We start from the raw sequence: 15,301 nt of genomic DNA on the forward strand, positions 1-15,301 counted from the left end.
TGGAGATGGATCAGCCCCAGCTCGACCAGCTGCGCGCCGCGAAGCCGATCGTGGAACGGGCGATCGGTCCCGCGCTGGACCGCTTCTACGCCCGTGCGAGCGCGACCCCCGAGACTGCACAATTCTTCCGCGACACCGCGCATATGGCGCGTGCGAAGGGCGCGCAGGAGCGCCATTGGGCGCGGATCAGCGACGCGACGTTCGACGACGAGTATCTGGACGGCGCCCGCCGCATCGGCGCGGTCCACGCCCGGATCGGGCTGGAGCCGCGCTGGTATATCGGCAGCTATGCGCTGGTGATCGAGGGGCTGATCGAGAGCGCGCATCGCCGCATGCCGTGGTGGCGCCGGGCGCTGTCGCTGTTTCGCGGCCCCAGTGCGGTCGCGACCTCGATCGCGCTGACCAAGGCGGCGCTGCTCGACATGGAAGTCTCGCTGTCGGTCTATTTCGAAATGGCGCAGGCCGATCGCGAAGCCGCGGTGACGAAGCTGCAGGGCGCGCTGGGCGCGATGGCGGACGGCGACCTCACGCGCGACTTGGATGGCATGCCCGAAAGCTTCGCCGCGCTCGAACGCGCGTTCAACGAAACGATGGGCAAGATGCGCGTGATGATCGGCGCCGTCAGCGAAGGCACCGGGCGGCTCGCATCGGGCATCGGCGAGATCAGCACCGCGTCGGAGGACCTCGCGCGCCGTACCGAAAGCAACGCCGCCAGCCTGGAACAAACCACGGCGGCAATCTCGCAGATGGATACGCGGCTCAAGGCCACCGCCACCGCCGCCGGCGAAACCGTGAGCCGCGCCGACAAGGCGCTGGCCACCGTGGGCAGCGGTCGCTCGATCACCGACGACGCGGTGCAGGCGATGACTCGCGTCGCCGACAGCGCCAAGGGGATCGACAGCGTGATCGAGGGGCTCGACAAGATCGCGTTCCAGACGCGCGTTCTCGCGATGAACGCGGCAGTAGAGGCCGGGCGCGCCGGCGAGGCCGGGCGCGGCTTCGCGGTCGTCGCCGACCTCGTCTCCGCGCTGGCGATGCGCGCCGAGGAAGAAGCGGGCCGCGCGCGCGACCAGCTCACCGCGACCCAGACCGATATCGTCGCGGCAGTGCAGATGGTGGAAAAGGTCGACGGCGCGCTCGCCGATATCTCGACCGATGTCGGCCAGGTCCACGAACTGCTCGCCTGCATGGCCACCGACAATAATGCCCAGGCGGGCGCGATCACCGAAATCTCGACCGCGATCACCACGATGGACCGCGCCACGCAGCAAAATGCCGCAATGGTCGAGCAGACCTCGGCGGCGGCGCGGACGCTGAGCGAGGAAGTGCGGACGCTGAACGCGCAGGCGTCACTGTTCACCGTCGCCGGCGGCGCGCGCTCCGGCGGTGCGCGCACGGTGCGCCACGGTGCCGACGCCCGCAGCTACGCACTCAATTGATGCGGCGGCGGGCGGGACACCCCCGCCCGCCCGCTCATGCGGCTACCAGCCGCGCCAGTGCCGGCACGTCGAGCGGCGGCGCGCACAGAAAGCCCTGGAAATACTGGCACCCCTCCTTGGCGAGCAGATCGAGCTGCGCCTCGGTCTCGACGCCCTCGGCCACCACCGACAGCCCCAGCGAGCGCGCCATGTCGATCACGCCGCGGACCACGACGCGATCGCGGTGCGATCCGGTGATGTCCTGGCTGAGCTTCTTGTCGATCTTGAGATAGTCGAGCGGCAGCGCCTTGAGATAGGCGAGGCTGGAATAGCCCGTTCCGAAATCGTCGATCGCGACGCGGCACCCGGCGGTGCGCAGCTCCGACAACAGCCGCGCCGCCTCACCCAGCTCGGCCATGATGCCGCCCTCGGTGATCTCGACCGTCAGCCGCGACCGTGGAAACCCGCTCGAATCGACTCGCCCGAGCAGGCTGTCGGCGAACCCTGCGCGCGCGACATCGGCGGCGGTGACGTTGATCGACAGCCGCAGCTTGCCGAGCGACGCGGGCCACACTGCGGCGCCGGACAAAGCGCGTCGCTGGACATGGTCGCTGAGTGCAAGCTCGAGCCCGGCGCGCTGCGCGGCGGCGAACAGCGTCTCGGCACCGATTTCGCCGAACTGCGGATGCTGCCAGCGTGCCAGTGCCTCGACGCCGATTACCCTGCCCGTCGCGATGGCGATTTGCGGCTGGTACAGCACGCCGATCTCGCTGCGTTCGAGCGCGCGGTGGAGATCGTTGACCAGCGCATCGATCGGCGGCGCATTGGCATCCGCCGGACGCGGATCGCCGAGCAACGCCTCGCTCGCGCGGCGCAGCAAAGCCGCTGCCGAATCGCCGGGTGCGCTGATCGCATTGGCCAGCTTGGCGCCCAGCGGCGCGATTTCGCCCCCCGCGACGAACGGGCGGCTCAGCGCCTCGTCGAGCCGCGCGGTTGCCGTGGCGAGCAGCGCCGAATCGATGCCGTCGCTGGCGGCCAGAAACTCCGAACCCCCGATCCGCGCGACGATCGCATTCGTCCCCAGCGCCTCGCGCACCACCTCGGTCACGCGCTTGGATACTGCGCGGAGCAGGTCGTCGCCCGCCGCGCGGCCATAGACGGTGTTGACGGTTTCGAACCGCGACAGCCCGATCAGCACCACGCCGACGCACGCGCCCTCGCCCAGCCGTCGATCGATCCAGCGGCGCGCGCTCGGCCCGTCGCGCGCACCGGTCAGCGCGTCGCGCACCGCGGCGCTCGCATCGGGCGCCACGCCCAATACCTCGACCAGCGCATGCAGCCCGCCGGTCTGCGCGTCATATTGCAGATGCTGGACGACGCGCCCCACCCCGGCCAGGTCATGCGCGAACGCCGTCGATCCGGGCGCGCCGGCCAGCCGGCGGAGCGCGGCATGGGCCAGCTTGCGGTCGCCGGGATCGAGCCGGCGGAGCAACGCGCGCACCCCCGGCGCCTCGACCAGTCCGAGCAGCTTGGCGAGCCCCGGGGTGAGCTGGAGCGAGCCAAGCTCGGGGTCATAGCGCCATCCCATCGGCTCGGAGGGGCCGGCGGACTGGCCATTCCACGCGGTCAGCCGCTCGACATGGCGCAACGCGAAGCGGATCGCATGCGCCATCGCCGCCGACGACATCGGGCTGCCCAGGAAATGCGTCGCGCCGGCGTCGTAGAAATGGCGCATATGGACGGTGTCGCTCTGCGAGACGAGGATCAGCATCGCCGCCCCGTGCGCCGCGATCGTCGGCCCCAATGCCTTGGCCGCGGCCAGCCCGTCGCTCATCGCGCCGCGCGCGTCGATCACTGCAACCGAGGCGCCGCTTGCAAGGAATCGTTGCTCGACGCCTTCGGGCCGCCGCGCCGCGACGACGCGCCACCCGCCTCCCGCCGCCGCCGCCGCGACCTCGTCGCGCTGGCGAAAGGAAAGCACGAACACGGGCGCGTCGGGCGCATTCGCAGTCGCATCGATTACCGAGAAATCTTCGTCCATCCATCCTGCGATAGCCGCAACCGCGCCGCACCGCCATCGCAAGGGTTGTTTGGGGACTGCGGAGTGCTTACCCCAGTAACATGGCCAGTATTTCCGATGCCCGACCCGATACTCTGGTGGACCGGCATGGCCGTGCGATCACCTATTTGCGGATTTCCGTCACCGATCGCTGCGACCTGCGCTGTCGCTATTGCATGTCGGAAAAGATGGCGTTCCTCCCCCGATCGGCGCTGCTGACGCTCGAGGAGATCGCGCTGATCGCCGATCGCTTCATCGCGCGCGGGGTGCGCAAGATCCGGCTGACCGGCGGCGAGCCGCTGGTGCGCCGCGACGTGATGGACCTCACGCGGCGACTGGGTCGGCATATCGGCACCGGGCTCGACGAACTGACGCTTACCACCAACGGTGTGCGGCTCGCCGACCATGCCGAGGCACTGGCCGATGCCGGAGTGCGGCGTATCAATGTCAGCCTCGACAGCCTCGACGCCGATCGTTTCCGCCACATCACCCGCCAGGGCGACCTGTCAAAGGTGCTGGGCGGGATCAGGGCCGCGCAGGCAGCAGGGCTCGCCGTCAAGATCAACATGGTCGCGCTCAAGGGGCTGAACGACGACGAGATCGCGCCGATGCTCGGCTGGTGCGTCGAACAGGGGCTGGACCTCACCCTGATCGAGACGATGCCGCTGGGCGTCGTCGACGAGGACCGCGCCGACCGCTTCCTGCCGCTGACCGATGTGCTGGCCGATCTCAAGACGCGATTCGCGCTGGTCGGCGACGGGCACCGCAGCGGCGGCCCGGCGCGCTATTGGCGCGTCGAGGGGACGGATACGCGGCTGGGCCTCATCTCGCCGCTCACGGCCAATTTCTGCGACGGGTGTAATCGCGTCCGGCTGACCACCGAGGGCAAGCTGTACATGTGCCTGGGCCATGACGACCAGGTCGACCTGAAGACCGCCTTTCGCGAAGGCGGGCTGGCGGCGGTCGACACCGCGATCGGCGAGGCGCTGGCGCTCAAGCCCGCGCGGCATGATTTCAGCGTCGCGCGCGGCGCCGCGCCTGCCGTGGGTCGCCATATGAGCGTCACCGGCGGATGACGCTGCGCGCGCTGGTTGCATCGCCGACTCCGCCCGCACAGGCCGCCGCGGAGGAACTGCGCGCCGCCTATGACTGGGTGCCGCTGGCAGAGGCCGAGCAGGTCGTCGCGCTGGGCGGCGACGGCTTCATGCTCCAGACGCTCCATGCGATGCTGGAGACCCGGCGGATGGTGCCGGTGTTCGGGATGAACCTGGGCACGATCGGGTTCCTGATGAACGATTGGCGACTCGAGGGGCTCGACGCCCGGCTGGCGCGCGCCAAGCCGTTCCGCGTGTCGCCGCTGACGATGACTGCGACGACGGTCGACGGCGAACATTGCGTGCTGCCCGCGATCAACGAAGTCTCGCTGCTGCGCGAGACCCGCCAGACCGCCAAGCTGGAAGTGATGATCAACGACCGAATCGTCCTGCCCGAGCTGGTCGCGGACGGGATGCTGGTGGCAACCCCGGCGGGGTCGACGGCGTATAACCTCTCCGCCAACGGCCCGATCCTGCCGCTGGGTTCCGCGCTGCTCGCGCTCACCCCGATCAGCCCCTTCCGCCCCCGCCGCTGGCGCGGCGCGATTCTCCCCGAAAAGACTCGCATAGCGATTCGCGTCCTCGAAGCCGACAAACGCCCGGTAAGCGCGGTCGCCGATCAGCGCGAGGTTCGAGAAGTTGCGCAGGTCGAGGTGGCGATCGACCATGTCCGCGACCTGACTTTGCTCTTCGATCCGGAGCACGCGCTGGACGATCGCATAACGATGGAACAGTTCATTGCGTGACCCCCTTGCCATGTCCGAAAACCCGCTGCTATAGGCGCGCCTCCCGCAGCGGCCTCGGTCGCTAGAAGACGGCATTCCCCGGTAGCTCAGCGGTAGAGCGTTCGACTGTTAATCGAATGGTCGCCTGTTCGAATCAGGCCCGGGGAGCCACTTCTTTTTGAGTGAGAGTTGGGCCGAGCGCACTGCCGATGGTGGACGAAGCCCGTACCGACTTTCCGCTACACGACAGCGCGGCATCGATCGCCGACGGGTGTCTGGGCGTCGTAGGCAACCTGCTCGTCCGACCACGCCGCGATTGCCCGCGGGTGCTCGTACTGTTCAACGGCGCGATCAACGAGCACAAGATCCTGCCCATGAATTTCCAGCGTTGGACATGGGCGGAGGATTTCGACGCAACGATCGTGTCGGCGTCCGATACTCTGGTCTCGCCCGAGACCGGGCTGTCGCTCGGCTGGTATCACGGCGGCGCACAGGATTTCGCGACCACGACGCTGCGCCCGATCGCCGATGCGCTCGATGCGCTCGGGCTGGGCGATGCACAGCGGATATGCTTCGGGTCGTCGGCGGGGGGATTCGCTGCGGTGATGGCGTCGATTCTCGGCTGGTCCGACCTTTCGATCGCGATCAACCCACAGACCGATATCACGCGCTACCACGATGCCGGCCGCCTGCCCTTCCTCGCGCAGATCGGTGTCGATCCCGAGGCGGTTTCGCCCGAGGCGGCGAAGCGGCTGTCGCTTTGTGCGGCGCTGGAGGGAAACACGGCGGGCGGCAAGGTCGTGATCTTCCAGAACCGCTTCGACAATCACCATTTCACGCGGCATTTCCTGCCGCTGGTCGACGCCGTCGCCGACCTGCCCGAAGCGCGGCGCCGCGATTTTTCGCTGCGTCTGACCGCCGATCGCGAGGCCGGACATTCGCCACCCAACCGTGCCGCGACGCTGGCGATGATCCGAGAGGCGGCACCCGAGCTGCTGGCGTAGCGCGGCTACCCCTCGACAAAGGCGTAGCGGTCGCGGATGCGGCGGTTGAAGTAGATACCCTTGGACGGCGCCTCGGCGAGCCCCTGTGCGACTTCGGGCGGCACCTCCCGATAGCGATAGCGCCGGCCGCTGACGAACCGCATGTCGAGCGTCCGTGTCGTCGCGTCATAGTGCCAGCCGCGGATCACGCTCGAGGGCATGGCGCCCCAACGCACGACCACGCGCACCGCTCCGCCTTGCAACGCTAGGCCGGCCCTGCGATGCTCCGGTAGATGACCGATACCGACACCTTCATCACCGGGCTGCCCAAGGCCGAGCTGCATCTGCATATCGAAGGCAGCCTGGAGCCCGAGCAGATGTTCGAATTCGCCCGGCGCAACCGTGTCTCGATCCCCTTCGCGACGGTCGAGGACGTGCGCGCCGCGTATCAATTCTCGAACCTCCAGGACTTTCTCGACATTTATTATGCCGGTGCCGACGTGCTGCGCACCGAGGAGGATTTTCGCGACCTGGCGATCGCCTATTTCGATCGCGCCGCGGCCGATGGCGTGGTGCATGCCGAAATCTTCTTCGACCCGCAGACGCACACGCATCGCGGCGTGCCGTTCGGAGTCGTCGCCAACGGGCTGCTCGCGGGCATGGCGGATGCCGAGGCGCGGCACGGGCTGACGTCGAAGCTCATCCTCTCGTTCCTGCGCCACCTGGACGAAGAGGACGCGTTCAAGACGCTGACCCAGGCGCAGCCCTGGCTCGACCGGATCGAGGCCGTGGGGCTCGATTCGTCCGAGCTGGGGCATCCGCCGTCGAAATTCGCCCGCGTCTTCGCCGCCGCCGCTGCAATGGGGCTGAAACGCGTCGCCCATGCCGGCGAAGAGGGGCCGCCCGCTTATGTCCATGAGGCGCTCGACCTGCTCGGCATCGACCGGCTCGATCACGGCAATCGCAGCCTGGAGGACCCAGCGCTGGTCGCGCGGCTGGCGCGCAGCGGGATGACGCTGACGGTGTGCCCCCTCTCGAACGTCAAACTGTGCAACGTCGCCTCGATCGACCTCCATCCGATCGACACGATGCTGCGCAAGGGGCTGCGCGCAACGATCAATTCGGACGATCCTGCCTATTTCGGAGGCTATGTCGCCGATAATTTCCGCGCGGTCGCAGGCGGGCGCGGGCTGCGCCGCGACGATCTGGTGACGCTGGCGCGCAACAGCTTCCTGGGTGCGTTCCTGCCCGATGCAGCGATCGAGGCGCATCTGGAGCGGCTGGACGTCTATGTCGACGCCGATAAAGGGGCGATATGAGCATTACCTTCACGCCCTTTACCCATGACGCGATGGTCGCCGGGATCCATGCCATCGCCGAAGCCGCTGCGGACTGGGGCCCTTCGCTGCTCGTGGGCGTCGGTCGCGGCGGGCTGACCCCTGCTGTGTTCCTGTCGCATCGCATGGGCGTGCCGCTGGTCTCGATCGACCATTCGACTCGCATCGCGCAGTTTGGCGAGGAACTGGTCGCCGTGCTCGCCCAGCGCACCCGCGACGGCGACCGGCTGTTGTTCGTCGAGGATATCAACGACAGCGGTCGCACGATTGGCGAGATTCGTACCGCACTCCAAGCCGAGGGCGCGGTGGCCGCGAACATCCGCTTCGCCGTGCTGCTTGACAATATTCGCTCGGCGCAACGCATCGATTACGCCGCGCGGACGATCGACCGCAGCGTCGACAAGGACTGGTTCGTCTTCCCCTGGGAAGCGATGGCGCCGCGCGCGACGATCGAGGAAGATGCGATGGAGGTGCCCGATCGGATCGCCTGAACCGCGATCCGTTCAGGCGCCGTCAATCGCGCCTGCTGCACTGTTGGCCGCACTTCGGCCCGGAGCCAAACCGTCCCGGCGCGCGTTCGTTTGCGACAGGCATCCCGCCTTCGCATAACTATCGGAGGAATAATGATTAAAGGCACCCTGATGCGCCCCGCCCTGGCGGCGCTGGTTGCCGCGACGGCCCTTAGCGGCTGTATGACGGCAACGCCCTATCAGCCCGCCACGGGCGCCGGCCAATCGCGCACCGGCTATTCGGACGAGCAGATCGAAAGCAACCGGTTCCGCGTGAGCTTCGCGGGCAACAGCCTGACCGCGCGCGAGACGGTCGAGCGCTACCTTCTGTACCGGGCAGCGGAACTGACGCTCCAGCAGGGCTTCGACCATTTCGTGCTGGTGACGCGCGATACCGAGAAGCGCACCGATACCGTTCGCACCGGCGGCGCCTGGGCGGGCGGCGGCGCCTGGGGTCCGGGCGGCGGTTTCGGCTATTGGAGCCCCTATTGGCGCTATTATCGCCCGCAATGGGGCTGGCGCAGCTGGGACCCGTTCTTCGACGATCCCTTCTGGAACGACCGCGGCTTCGATTATCGCACGATCAATCGCTATGAGGCGATGGCCGAGATCGTGATGGGCAAGGGCCCGAAGCCCGCCGACAATGTCCGCGCCTTCGACGCGCACGAAGTCGTCGACCGGCTGGGCAAGGCGATCCAGATGCCGCAGCCGCGCTGAGGCCCGCCCGGCCTCCAAGCCCTCGCCTATGAAAAGGGGCAGCTACCAGGATGGTAGCTGCCCCTTTTTCATGCGCCTTCTGGGCCTGCGTTCAGGAGGTCAGCGCGCCATGGCAATGCTTGTACTTGCGGCCCGACCCACAGGGGCACGGCGCGTTGCGGCTCACGACTCCGACCCATTCGGACGGATCGGTACCGAATTCGCCGCCGCTCGGCTGGGGAATGCCGAGCTGCGGGAGCCGCGTCGTCACCAGCCCGGCCGAACCGCCGTCATAGTCATAGGTATCGTCCTCGCCGGTCAGCGGGTCGATATGCGTCGTCAGGAAATCGGGCAGCTCGGGGAGCGCGGGCGCCTCCTGCATGCGGAACTGGGCGAAGGCAAGCGTGCGGGTCACGTCCTCGCGGATGTTCGACAGCATCCGCTCGAACAGCGCGAACGCTTCGTGCTTATATTCGTTGAGCGGGGTCTTCTGCGCATAGGCGCGCAGGTGGATGACCTGGCGCAGCGCGTCGAGCATCGCGAGATGCTCCTTCCAGTGATGGTCGAGATTCTGGAGGAGGATCGACTTCTCGATCTGGGTCCAGGTCTCCGGCTCCAGCTCGGCGGCCTTTTCCTCGATCAGCGCGTCGGCGGCGGCGCGGATGCGCTCCTCCACCATTTCGGGCTCGATCGCTTCCTCGGCCTTGATCCACTCGTCGACCGGCGCATCGACGTTGAGCGTCGCGGCGACCTTTTCCTTGAGCTCGGTGACGTTCCACTGCTCGGGATAGCTGTTGGGCGGGCATGCCTCGCCGACGATCGCATTGACCGTCTCGAGCCGCATGTCGACCACGACTTCGCCCACCGTCTCGGCATCCATGATGTCGGCGCGCTGCTCGTAGATCACCTTGCGCTGATCGTTCATCACGTCGTCATATTCGACGACCTGCTTGCGGATGTCGTAGTTGCGCGCCTCGACCTTCTTCTGCGCGGTCTCGATCGCCTTGGTCAGCCACTTGCTGCCGATCGCCTCGCCATCCTCGATATTGTTGCGCATCATCTTGGCGAACAGCGTGTTCGATCCGAAGATGCGCAGCAGGTCGTCGTCGAGGCTGAGGTAGAAGCGGCTGAGCCCCGGATCGCCCTGGCGGCCCGAACGGCCGCGCAGCTGGTTGTCGATGCGGCGGCTTTCGTGGCGCTCGGTGCCGAGCACGAACAACCCGCCGGCTTCCTGCACGCGCGCCTTCTCGGCGGCGATCTCGCGCTTGATCTGCTCGACCGCGGCGTCGCGCTCCGGCCCCTCGGGCATCTCGCCCAGCTCTTCCTCGACGCGGAATTCCAGATTGCCGCCCAGCTGGATGTCGGTGCCGCGCCCCGCCATGTTGGTGGCGATCGTCACCGCGCCCAGCCGGCCCGCCTGCGCGACGATCCCGGCCTCCAGTTCATGGTGCCGCGCGTTCAGCACGGCATGCTCGACGCCTTCCTTGGTGAGAAACGCCGACAGCAGCTCGGATTTCTCGATCGACACGGTGCCGACCAGTACCGGCTGGCCCTTGGCCGAATGCTCGCGGATCTTCTTGGCGATCGCGCCGAACTTTTCCTCGGTAGTCTTGTAGAACTCGTCTTCCTCGTCGACGCGCTTGACCGGCAGGTTGGTCGGGATCGTCACGACGTTCATCTTGTAGATGTCGTAGAATTCCGCCGCCTCGGTCGCCGCGGTGCCGGTCATGCCCGACAGCTTGGGGTACATGCGGAAATAATTCTGGAAGGTGATCGACGCGAGCGTCTGGTTCTCGGGCTCGATCTGGACGCCTTCCTTGGCCTCGACGGCCTGGTGCAGCCCCTCGGACCAGCGGCGCCCGTCCATCATGCGGCCGGTGAATTCGTCGATGATGACGACCTTGTCGTCCTTCACGATATAATCGATGTCGCGCTTGAACATCACGTTCGCGCGCAGCGCCTGGTTCAGGTGGTGGACGACCTGGGTATTCTCGAAATCATACAGGTTGGCGCCGACCAGGATGCCGGCATCCTCCAGCATCCGCTCGACCTTCTCGGTGCCATCCTCGGTCAGCACGACGGTGCGCTGCTTCTCGTCCTTGTCGTAATCGGTGGGGACGAGCCGCTTCACGACCAGGTCGACGCTCTTGTACAGCTCGCTGCGGTCGTCGGTCGGGCCAGAGATGATCAGCGGCGTGCGCGCCTCGTCGATCAGGATCGAGTCGACCTCGTCGACGATCGCGAAATTGAACGGGCGCTGGGTCATCGACGCGCGGTCGTACTTCATGTTGTCGCGCAGATAGTCGAAGCCGAACTCGTTGTTCGTGCCATAGGTGATGTCGGCGGCATAGGCGTCGCGGCGCTGCTGGTCGCTCAGGTTCGGGATGATCGTGCCCGTGGTCAGCCCCAGGAAGCGATAGACGCGGCCCATCCACTCCGCGTCGCGCGCGGCCAGATAGTCGTTGACGGTGACGACATGGACGCCCTCGCCCGGCAGCGCGTTGAGATAGGTGGCGAGCGTCGCTACCAGCGTCTTGCCCTCGCCCGTGCGCATCTCCGCAATCTCGCCGCGGTGGAGGACGATGCCGCCGATCATCTGGACGTCATAATGCCGCTGGCCGAGCACGCGCTTCGCCGCCTCGCGCACCGTGGCGAAGGCTTCGGGAAGCAGCGTGTCGAGCTTCTCGCCATTCGCCAGCGCCTCGCGGAACTTGATCGTCTGCGCGGCGAGTTGGTCGTCGCTCATCACCGAGATTGCGGGTTCGAACGCATTGATCTTCTGCACGATCGCGCCGAGCGACTTGACATAGCGTTCGTTCGAGGAACCGAAAAAGGTCTTGGCCAGGCCGCCGAGCATGGGGAATTCCTGTCGTATCTTGAATGGGTTTCGGGCAGGCGCGCCTTCACGGCCGGCGCCCGCAGCGTGCGGTATGCGAAGAAGGGCGCGACCGGAGTTCAGGCCGCGCGGGGGCTCACTCGAGCCGACGCTCGAACGGCAGGCGCTGCGCGACCAGCGCCGCGAAATCGCGTACCAGCGGGAGGTTTGCATCGGGCCGGAACGCCGCAGCCGCGATCGCCGCAGGCAGCGCGCGGCGCGCGGGCAACACCGCCGCCTGCGCCCGTTCCGCCGCACGGACCACCGCCACGCCCTGAACCTGACGCACCCCGCCCTCGCCCGCACCGACACCGGTGAGGCTGGCGAAAAACGCAGTCAGGAGGAGCAGCAGTTCCAATTCAGTCCCTAAGCGACGTCACACCCCGGGCGCCGACAAAGCGCGCGGAAACTGCGACATAGGGATTGCGGGGCGTTTCGTCGACTCAGAAAGCGGCAATCGAGGCGCCTACAACCCGTCACGACCGGCGCGACATCGCGATCACCAACCTGCCGCCGCTGCGTCGGCGTTCCCCACCTTCGGTGACCGGGGGGGCGAATTTGTCGGTGAGCATGCCGCACGGGCTCGGCAGCCCTGCCAGATTGCCCTCCGCGCCCGTGACCACGGGCTTGCAATTCTCTACCTCTCCGCTCTCCGAAATCTCGAACGCGGCATCGAGGCGGCCAATCGCGATCTGCCCCGGCGCGGCCAGCGCCAGCGCAGGGACCGGACGGCCTTCCATTGCGAACACCACTTCCATGGTCAGCGTCTGCGGCTTGCCCTGCTGCCCGATCCGATCCAGCAATTGCTGCGACACGCCCGCTGCCATCGAATCGCACGGATCGCCAGCAAAGGGCGGCGCCTGCCCGGTAGAGCGATCTTCGCAACCCGCTACTTCGCCCTGCGCATCAAGTTTCACGACCGCGATTCCATGCCAATCGTCGATCGCAGCACGCGGAACGTCCGGCAATTTCCACTTCACGCGGGTCTTATAAAGCGAAGCGATTGGCTTGCCCGCCGCGTTCTTCGCGGGCTCGAACTTCGCCCTCTCGCGCACCAGCGCGCAGGTCGCTTCGTCCAGCTCGTCGCTCCCCGAAGGTTCGGTCACGTTGCAGTCGTAAATCATCCCATCGGCAGTCATCAGCAGCTCGAAGCCGACGGTGCCTTCAGCCCCGGCGCGAATCGCCGCCGGCGGATAATCGTCCGAGCCGATCCACTCGCGCATGTTCAGCGGCTTGGCGGGCACGGCGACCTTTTCCTGCGCCAGCGCGGCTGCCGGGAACATGGCGATCATCGCCCACAGCGCACCGATCGCACCCACGCCCCGCACGCAATGTCGCATACCCGCTCCCCCAAGCGAGCGCCGACACTGCCGCGCTACCGCCCGCCTGTCGAGGGGCCTCAGTGGCGAAAGCGCTGGACGATCCACGTCGCCCCGCCGGCGGCAAGGCTGATCCCGAAGATCAGCATCGCTGGATTCCGCAGCCCCCACACCGGCGCGGCCAGCATCACCAGCACCGTGGCGAACAGGCTGGTAAAGCCCATCGCCGCCGCGGCATGGATCGCGCGGCGGCGTTCCAGTTCGTCGGTCTGGCGCCACAGCACCAGTCCGCCGATGAGGATCGCCACGGCATAGCCGAGCGAGAGCAGGAATTTGACCAGCGCGGCGTCCGGCCCCGGCGGCACCAGCCGGGGTGCAAACACCCCAAAACCGATCGCGCCCACCACCATCGCGGCGCGGATCGCCCGCCGCCGCCGGTCGCGCGCGCTCAGCCGGCGCTCGCCCCAATTCGCGTCATCCATTCTGGTGCTCGTCATCGAAAATCTCCTCGATCGGCAGCGCGAAGAGTCGCGCGATACGGAACGCCAGCGGCAGCGACGGATCGAACTTCCCCGTCTCGACCGCATTGATCGCCTGGCGCGAGACGTCGAGCCGGCCCGCCAGTTCGGCCTGGCTCCAGTTATGCTCGGCACGCAGGACCTTGAGCCGATTCTTCATCGCGAAAGTCGCTCCACACTGGTCAGGTAAACGCGACTCGATGTCATGTTTACCTGACCAACATGCCGATCCTGGCACAGGCTGTCAATAACACCTGACAAAAGGTCATGCAGACCTGTCTGCCGCACCCCCTTCCCCCCGGCGTCGTGCGCGCCTATTCGGGCGGCCATGTCGACCGATCGCTCCCCGCTCGCCCTTCCTTTCCCCGCGCTGCCCGCCATTGCCGGCGTCACGCCGCATGTCGCGCGCGCGCACTACAAGAGCTGGGACCGCTGCGACCTGACCTTCATCACGCTCGATCCCGGCACCGCCGTCGCGGGCGTGCTGACCCAGAGCAAATGCCCGTCGCCCGAAGTCGAATGGTGCCGCAAGGCGCTGGTGCTGGGGCAGGCGCGCGCGCTGGTGGTGAATGCGGGCAACAGCAACGCCTTTACCGGCAACCGGGGCCGCGCCGCCGTCGAGGCCATCGCCGCGCGCATCGCCGGGAGGATCGGCTGTTCGCCATCGGACGTGTTCGTCGCCTCGACCGGGGTGATCGGCGTGCCGCTGCCGATCGACAAGGCCGAGGCCGGGCTCGACGCCGCCTTCGCCGCCGCGCCGTGCAGGTGGGAAGACGCCGCCGCGACGATCATGACCACCGACACCTTTGCCAAGGGTGCAACGACGCAGGCGGTGGTCGGCGGGCGCACGGTCAACCTGGTCGGGATCATCAAGGGTTCGGGGATGATCGCGCCCGACATGGCGACGATGCTGGGCTTCATCTTCACCGACGCGGCGGTGGACTCCGCGTTCCTCCAGAGCGCGCTGGCGCATGCGAACAACCGCAGCTTCTCGTGCATCACCGTCGATGGCGACACGTCGACCAGCGACACGGTGCTGGCGTTCGCGACCGGCGCTGCGGGCAATGCCCCGATCGTCAGCGCCGAGGACGACGGTGCCGACGCCTTCTTCGCGGCGCTGGCGGATCTGTGCCGCCAGCTCGCGCTGCTGGTCGTGCGCGACGGCGAGGGCGCGCAGAAGCTGATCGAAATCACCGTCGAGGGCGCGACAAGCGACCGCAGCGCCCACCGCATCGCAATGTCGATCGCCAATTCGCCGCTGGTCAAGACCGCCATCGCGGGCGAGGACGCCAATTGGGGCCGCGTCGTGATGGCGGTGGGCAAGGCCGGCGAACCCGCCGAGCGCGATCAGCTAGCGATCCGCTTCGGCACGACGCAGGTCGCGCGCGACGGGCTGGCGGTGGAAGGCTATGACGAAGCGCCGGTGGCGGCGCATCTCAAGGGCCACGAGATCGAGATCGGCGTCGAACTGGGGCTGGGCGAGGGCCGCGCGACGGTGTGGACGTGCGATCTGACGCACGGCTATATCTCGATCAACGCGGATTATCGGAGCTAAGGGTATCGCTAGCCGGCACGGAAACTGCCGGTCAGCCCAGCCCACAAAGATGCTTGAACTCCGCCCGTTTCATGGCAGATACGCGCACCGCCTGTATTGGGCGGCAACTAAAGGAGGCTCACATGGCTAACCTTACGCATCGCGACGACCTCCCCTGCTTTCGAGACGACAAGTAAGCGTCGTAGGGGATACCCCTCTGAAACCAGAGTAAAG

Annotated in this window: 15 protein-coding genes and 1 tRNA gene; 9 read left to right on the plus strand and 7 right to left on the minus strand. The window is 67.2% G+C overall.

Translation table 11 applies throughout. The annotated features are described in order from the left end of the window. Positions 1-5: 5 nt before the first annotated feature. Entirely contained in the window at positions 6-1,439 is a 1,434-nt protein-coding gene (locus tag TS85_RS08675; RefSeq protein ID WP_407082114.1) for a protoglobin domain-containing protein, read from the plus strand. A gap of 34 nt (positions 1,440-1,473) precedes the next feature. Here the strand turns inward: TS85_RS08675 and TS85_RS08680 are convergent, their stop codons facing one another. Continuing rightward, on the minus strand, positions 1,474-3,459 hold the full coding sequence (locus TS85_RS08680) for a putative bifunctional diguanylate cyclase/phosphodiesterase (protein ID WP_044331654.1): 1,986 nt from the start codon (positions 3,457-3,459) through the stop codon (positions 1,474-1,476). 80 nt (positions 3,460-3,539) lie between these two features. Between TS85_RS08680 and moaA the strand changes: the two genes are divergently transcribed. From moaA to TS85_RS08700, 4 genes are all read left to right on the plus strand, one after another. Then, entirely contained in the window at positions 3,540-4,553 is a 1,014-nt protein-coding gene (gene moaA / locus TS85_RS08685) for a GTP 3',8-cyclase MoaA (protein WP_044331655.1), read from the plus strand. After that, the gene (locus TS85_RS08690; RefSeq protein WP_044331656.1) at positions 4,550-5,317 is read left to right on the plus strand and encodes an NAD kinase; all 768 of its coding nucleotides are present in this window, start codon (positions 4,550-4,552) and stop codon (positions 5,315-5,317) included. The genes moaA and TS85_RS08690 overlap by 4 nt, the downstream gene beginning before the upstream one ends. Before the next feature lie 75 nt (positions 5,318-5,392). Then, positions 5,393-5,467, plus strand: a tRNA-Asn gene (locus tag TS85_RS08695). Positions 5,468-5,505: 38 nt separating this feature from the next. Then, the gene (locus TS85_RS08700; protein WP_044331657.1) at positions 5,506-6,300 is read left to right on the plus strand and encodes an alpha/beta hydrolase family protein; all 795 of its coding nucleotides are present in this window, start codon (positions 5,506-5,508) and stop codon (positions 6,298-6,300) included. Between the two features lie 5 nt (positions 6,301-6,305). On the opposite strand, the gene TS85_RS08705 is transcribed toward TS85_RS08700, so the two are convergent. Continuing rightward, on the minus strand, positions 6,306-6,521 hold the full coding sequence (locus TS85_RS08705; RefSeq protein WP_227698728.1) for a KTSC domain-containing protein: 216 nt from the start codon (positions 6,519-6,521) through the stop codon (positions 6,306-6,308). Positions 6,522-6,572: 51 nt separating this feature from the next. Here TS85_RS08705 and TS85_RS08710 point away from each other — a divergent pair, with 51 nt between their 5' ends. The 3 genes from TS85_RS08710 (at position 6,573) to TS85_RS08720 (ending at position 8,842) form a co-directional block, all read left to right on the plus strand. Further along, positions 6,573-7,598, plus strand: coding sequence for an adenosine deaminase (locus TS85_RS08710; RefSeq protein ID WP_044331658.1), 1,026 nt, complete (start codon positions 6,573-6,575; stop codon positions 7,596-7,598). After that, positions 7,595-8,107 (plus strand): phosphoribosyltransferase, encoded by a 513-nt coding sequence (locus tag TS85_RS08715; protein ID WP_044331659.1) that lies wholly within the window; start codon positions 7,595-7,597, stop codon positions 8,105-8,107. The genes TS85_RS08710 and TS85_RS08715 overlap by 4 nt, the downstream gene beginning before the upstream one ends. Before the next feature lie 132 nt (positions 8,108-8,239). Then, positions 8,240-8,842, plus strand: a complete 603-nt coding sequence (locus tag TS85_RS08720) for a CC0125/CC1285 family lipoprotein (protein WP_044331660.1) — start codon at positions 8,240-8,242, stop codon at positions 8,840-8,842. 91 nt (positions 8,843-8,933) lie between these two features. On the opposite strand, the gene secA is transcribed toward TS85_RS08720, so the two are convergent. The 5 genes from secA to TS85_RS08745 all read right to left on the minus strand — a co-directional run bounded on the left by secA (position 8,934) and on the right by TS85_RS08745 (position 13,693). Continuing rightward, positions 8,934-11,678 carry a preprotein translocase subunit SecA gene (gene secA / locus TS85_RS08725; RefSeq protein WP_044331661.1) on the minus strand — a complete coding sequence of 915 codons (2,745 nt, stop codon included), beginning with the start codon at positions 11,676-11,678 and terminating at the stop codon, positions 8,934-8,936. A 115-nt stretch (positions 11,679-11,793) separates the two neighbouring features. Continuing rightward, on the minus strand, positions 11,794-12,054 hold the full coding sequence (locus TS85_RS08730) for a hypothetical protein (RefSeq protein ID WP_044331662.1): 261 nt from the start codon (positions 12,052-12,054) through the stop codon (positions 11,794-11,796). A 118-nt stretch (positions 12,055-12,172) separates the two neighbouring features. Beyond that, positions 12,173-13,036 carry an energy transducer TonB gene (locus TS85_RS24050; protein WP_077228532.1) on the minus strand — a complete coding sequence of 288 codons (864 nt, stop codon included), beginning with the start codon at positions 13,034-13,036 and terminating at the stop codon, positions 12,173-12,175. A 59-nt stretch (positions 13,037-13,095) separates the two neighbouring features. Beyond that, positions 13,096-13,512 (minus strand): hypothetical protein, encoded by a 417-nt coding sequence (locus TS85_RS08740; protein ID WP_155006347.1) that lies wholly within the window; start codon positions 13,510-13,512, stop codon positions 13,096-13,098. Continuing rightward, a complete protein-coding gene (locus TS85_RS08745) occupies positions 13,490-13,693 on the minus strand; it encodes a helix-turn-helix transcriptional regulator (protein ID WP_044331664.1) in 204 nt (67 codons plus the stop codon). The genes TS85_RS08740 and TS85_RS08745 overlap by 23 nt, the downstream gene beginning before the upstream one ends. Before the next feature lie 168 nt (positions 13,694-13,861). On the opposite strand from TS85_RS08745, the gene argJ reads away from it, so the two are divergent. Next, complete coding sequence (gene argJ, locus TS85_RS08750; RefSeq protein WP_044331665.1) at positions 13,862-15,088, plus strand: bifunctional glutamate N-acetyltransferase/amino-acid acetyltransferase ArgJ; 1,227 nt, start codon at positions 13,862-13,864, stop codon at positions 15,086-15,088. Positions 15,089-15,301: the final 213 nt, after the last annotated feature.

The sequence above is a fragment of the Sphingomonas hengshuiensis genome (genome assembly GCF_000935025.1).
Classification (GTDB): Bacteria; Pseudomonadota; Alphaproteobacteria; order Sphingomonadales; family Sphingomonadaceae; genus Sphingomonas; species Sphingomonas hengshuiensis.

Coding starts and splice junctions, on each gene's coding strand:
- TS85_RS08675 (WP_407082114.1), top strand. CDS start 6: ATGGATCAGCCCCAGCTCGACCAGCTGCGCGCCGCGAAGCCGATCGTG.
- TS85_RS08680 (WP_044331654.1), bottom strand. CDS start 3,459: ATGGACGAAGATTTCTCGGTAATCGATGCGACTGCGAATGCGCCCGAC.
- moaA (WP_044331655.1), top strand. CDS start 3,540: ATGGCCAGTATTTCCGATGCCCGACCCGATACTCTGGTGGACCGGCAT.
- TS85_RS08690 (WP_044331656.1), top strand. CDS start 4,550: ATGACGCTGCGCGCGCTGGTTGCATCGCCGACTCCGCCCGCACAGGCC.
- TS85_RS08700 (WP_044331657.1), top strand. CDS start 5,506: ATGGTGGACGAAGCCCGTACCGACTTTCCGCTACACGACAGCGCGGCA.
- TS85_RS08710 (WP_044331658.1), top strand. CDS start 6,573: ATGACCGATACCGACACCTTCATCACCGGGCTGCCCAAGGCCGAGCTG.
- TS85_RS08715 (WP_044331659.1), top strand. CDS start 7,595: ATGAGCATTACCTTCACGCCCTTTACCCATGACGCGATGGTCGCCGGG.
- TS85_RS08720 (WP_044331660.1), top strand. CDS start 8,240: ATGATTAAAGGCACCCTGATGCGCCCCGCCCTGGCGGCGCTGGTTGCC.
- secA (WP_044331661.1), bottom strand. CDS start 11,678: ATGCTCGGCGGCCTGGCCAAGACCTTTTTCGGTTCCTCGAACGAACGC.
- TS85_RS24050 (WP_077228532.1), bottom strand. CDS start 13,036: ATGCGACATTGCGTGCGGGGCGTGGGTGCGATCGGTGCGCTGTGGGCG.
- TS85_RS08740 (WP_155006347.1), bottom strand. CDS start 13,512: ATGACGAGCACCAGAATGGATGACGCGAATTGGGGCGAGCGCCGGCTG.
- TS85_RS08745 (WP_044331664.1), bottom strand. CDS start 13,693: ATGAAGAATCGGCTCAAGGTCCTGCGTGCCGAGCATAACTGGAGCCAG.
- argJ (WP_044331665.1), top strand. CDS start 13,862: ATGTCGACCGATCGCTCCCCGCTCGCCCTTCCTTTCCCCGCGCTGCCC.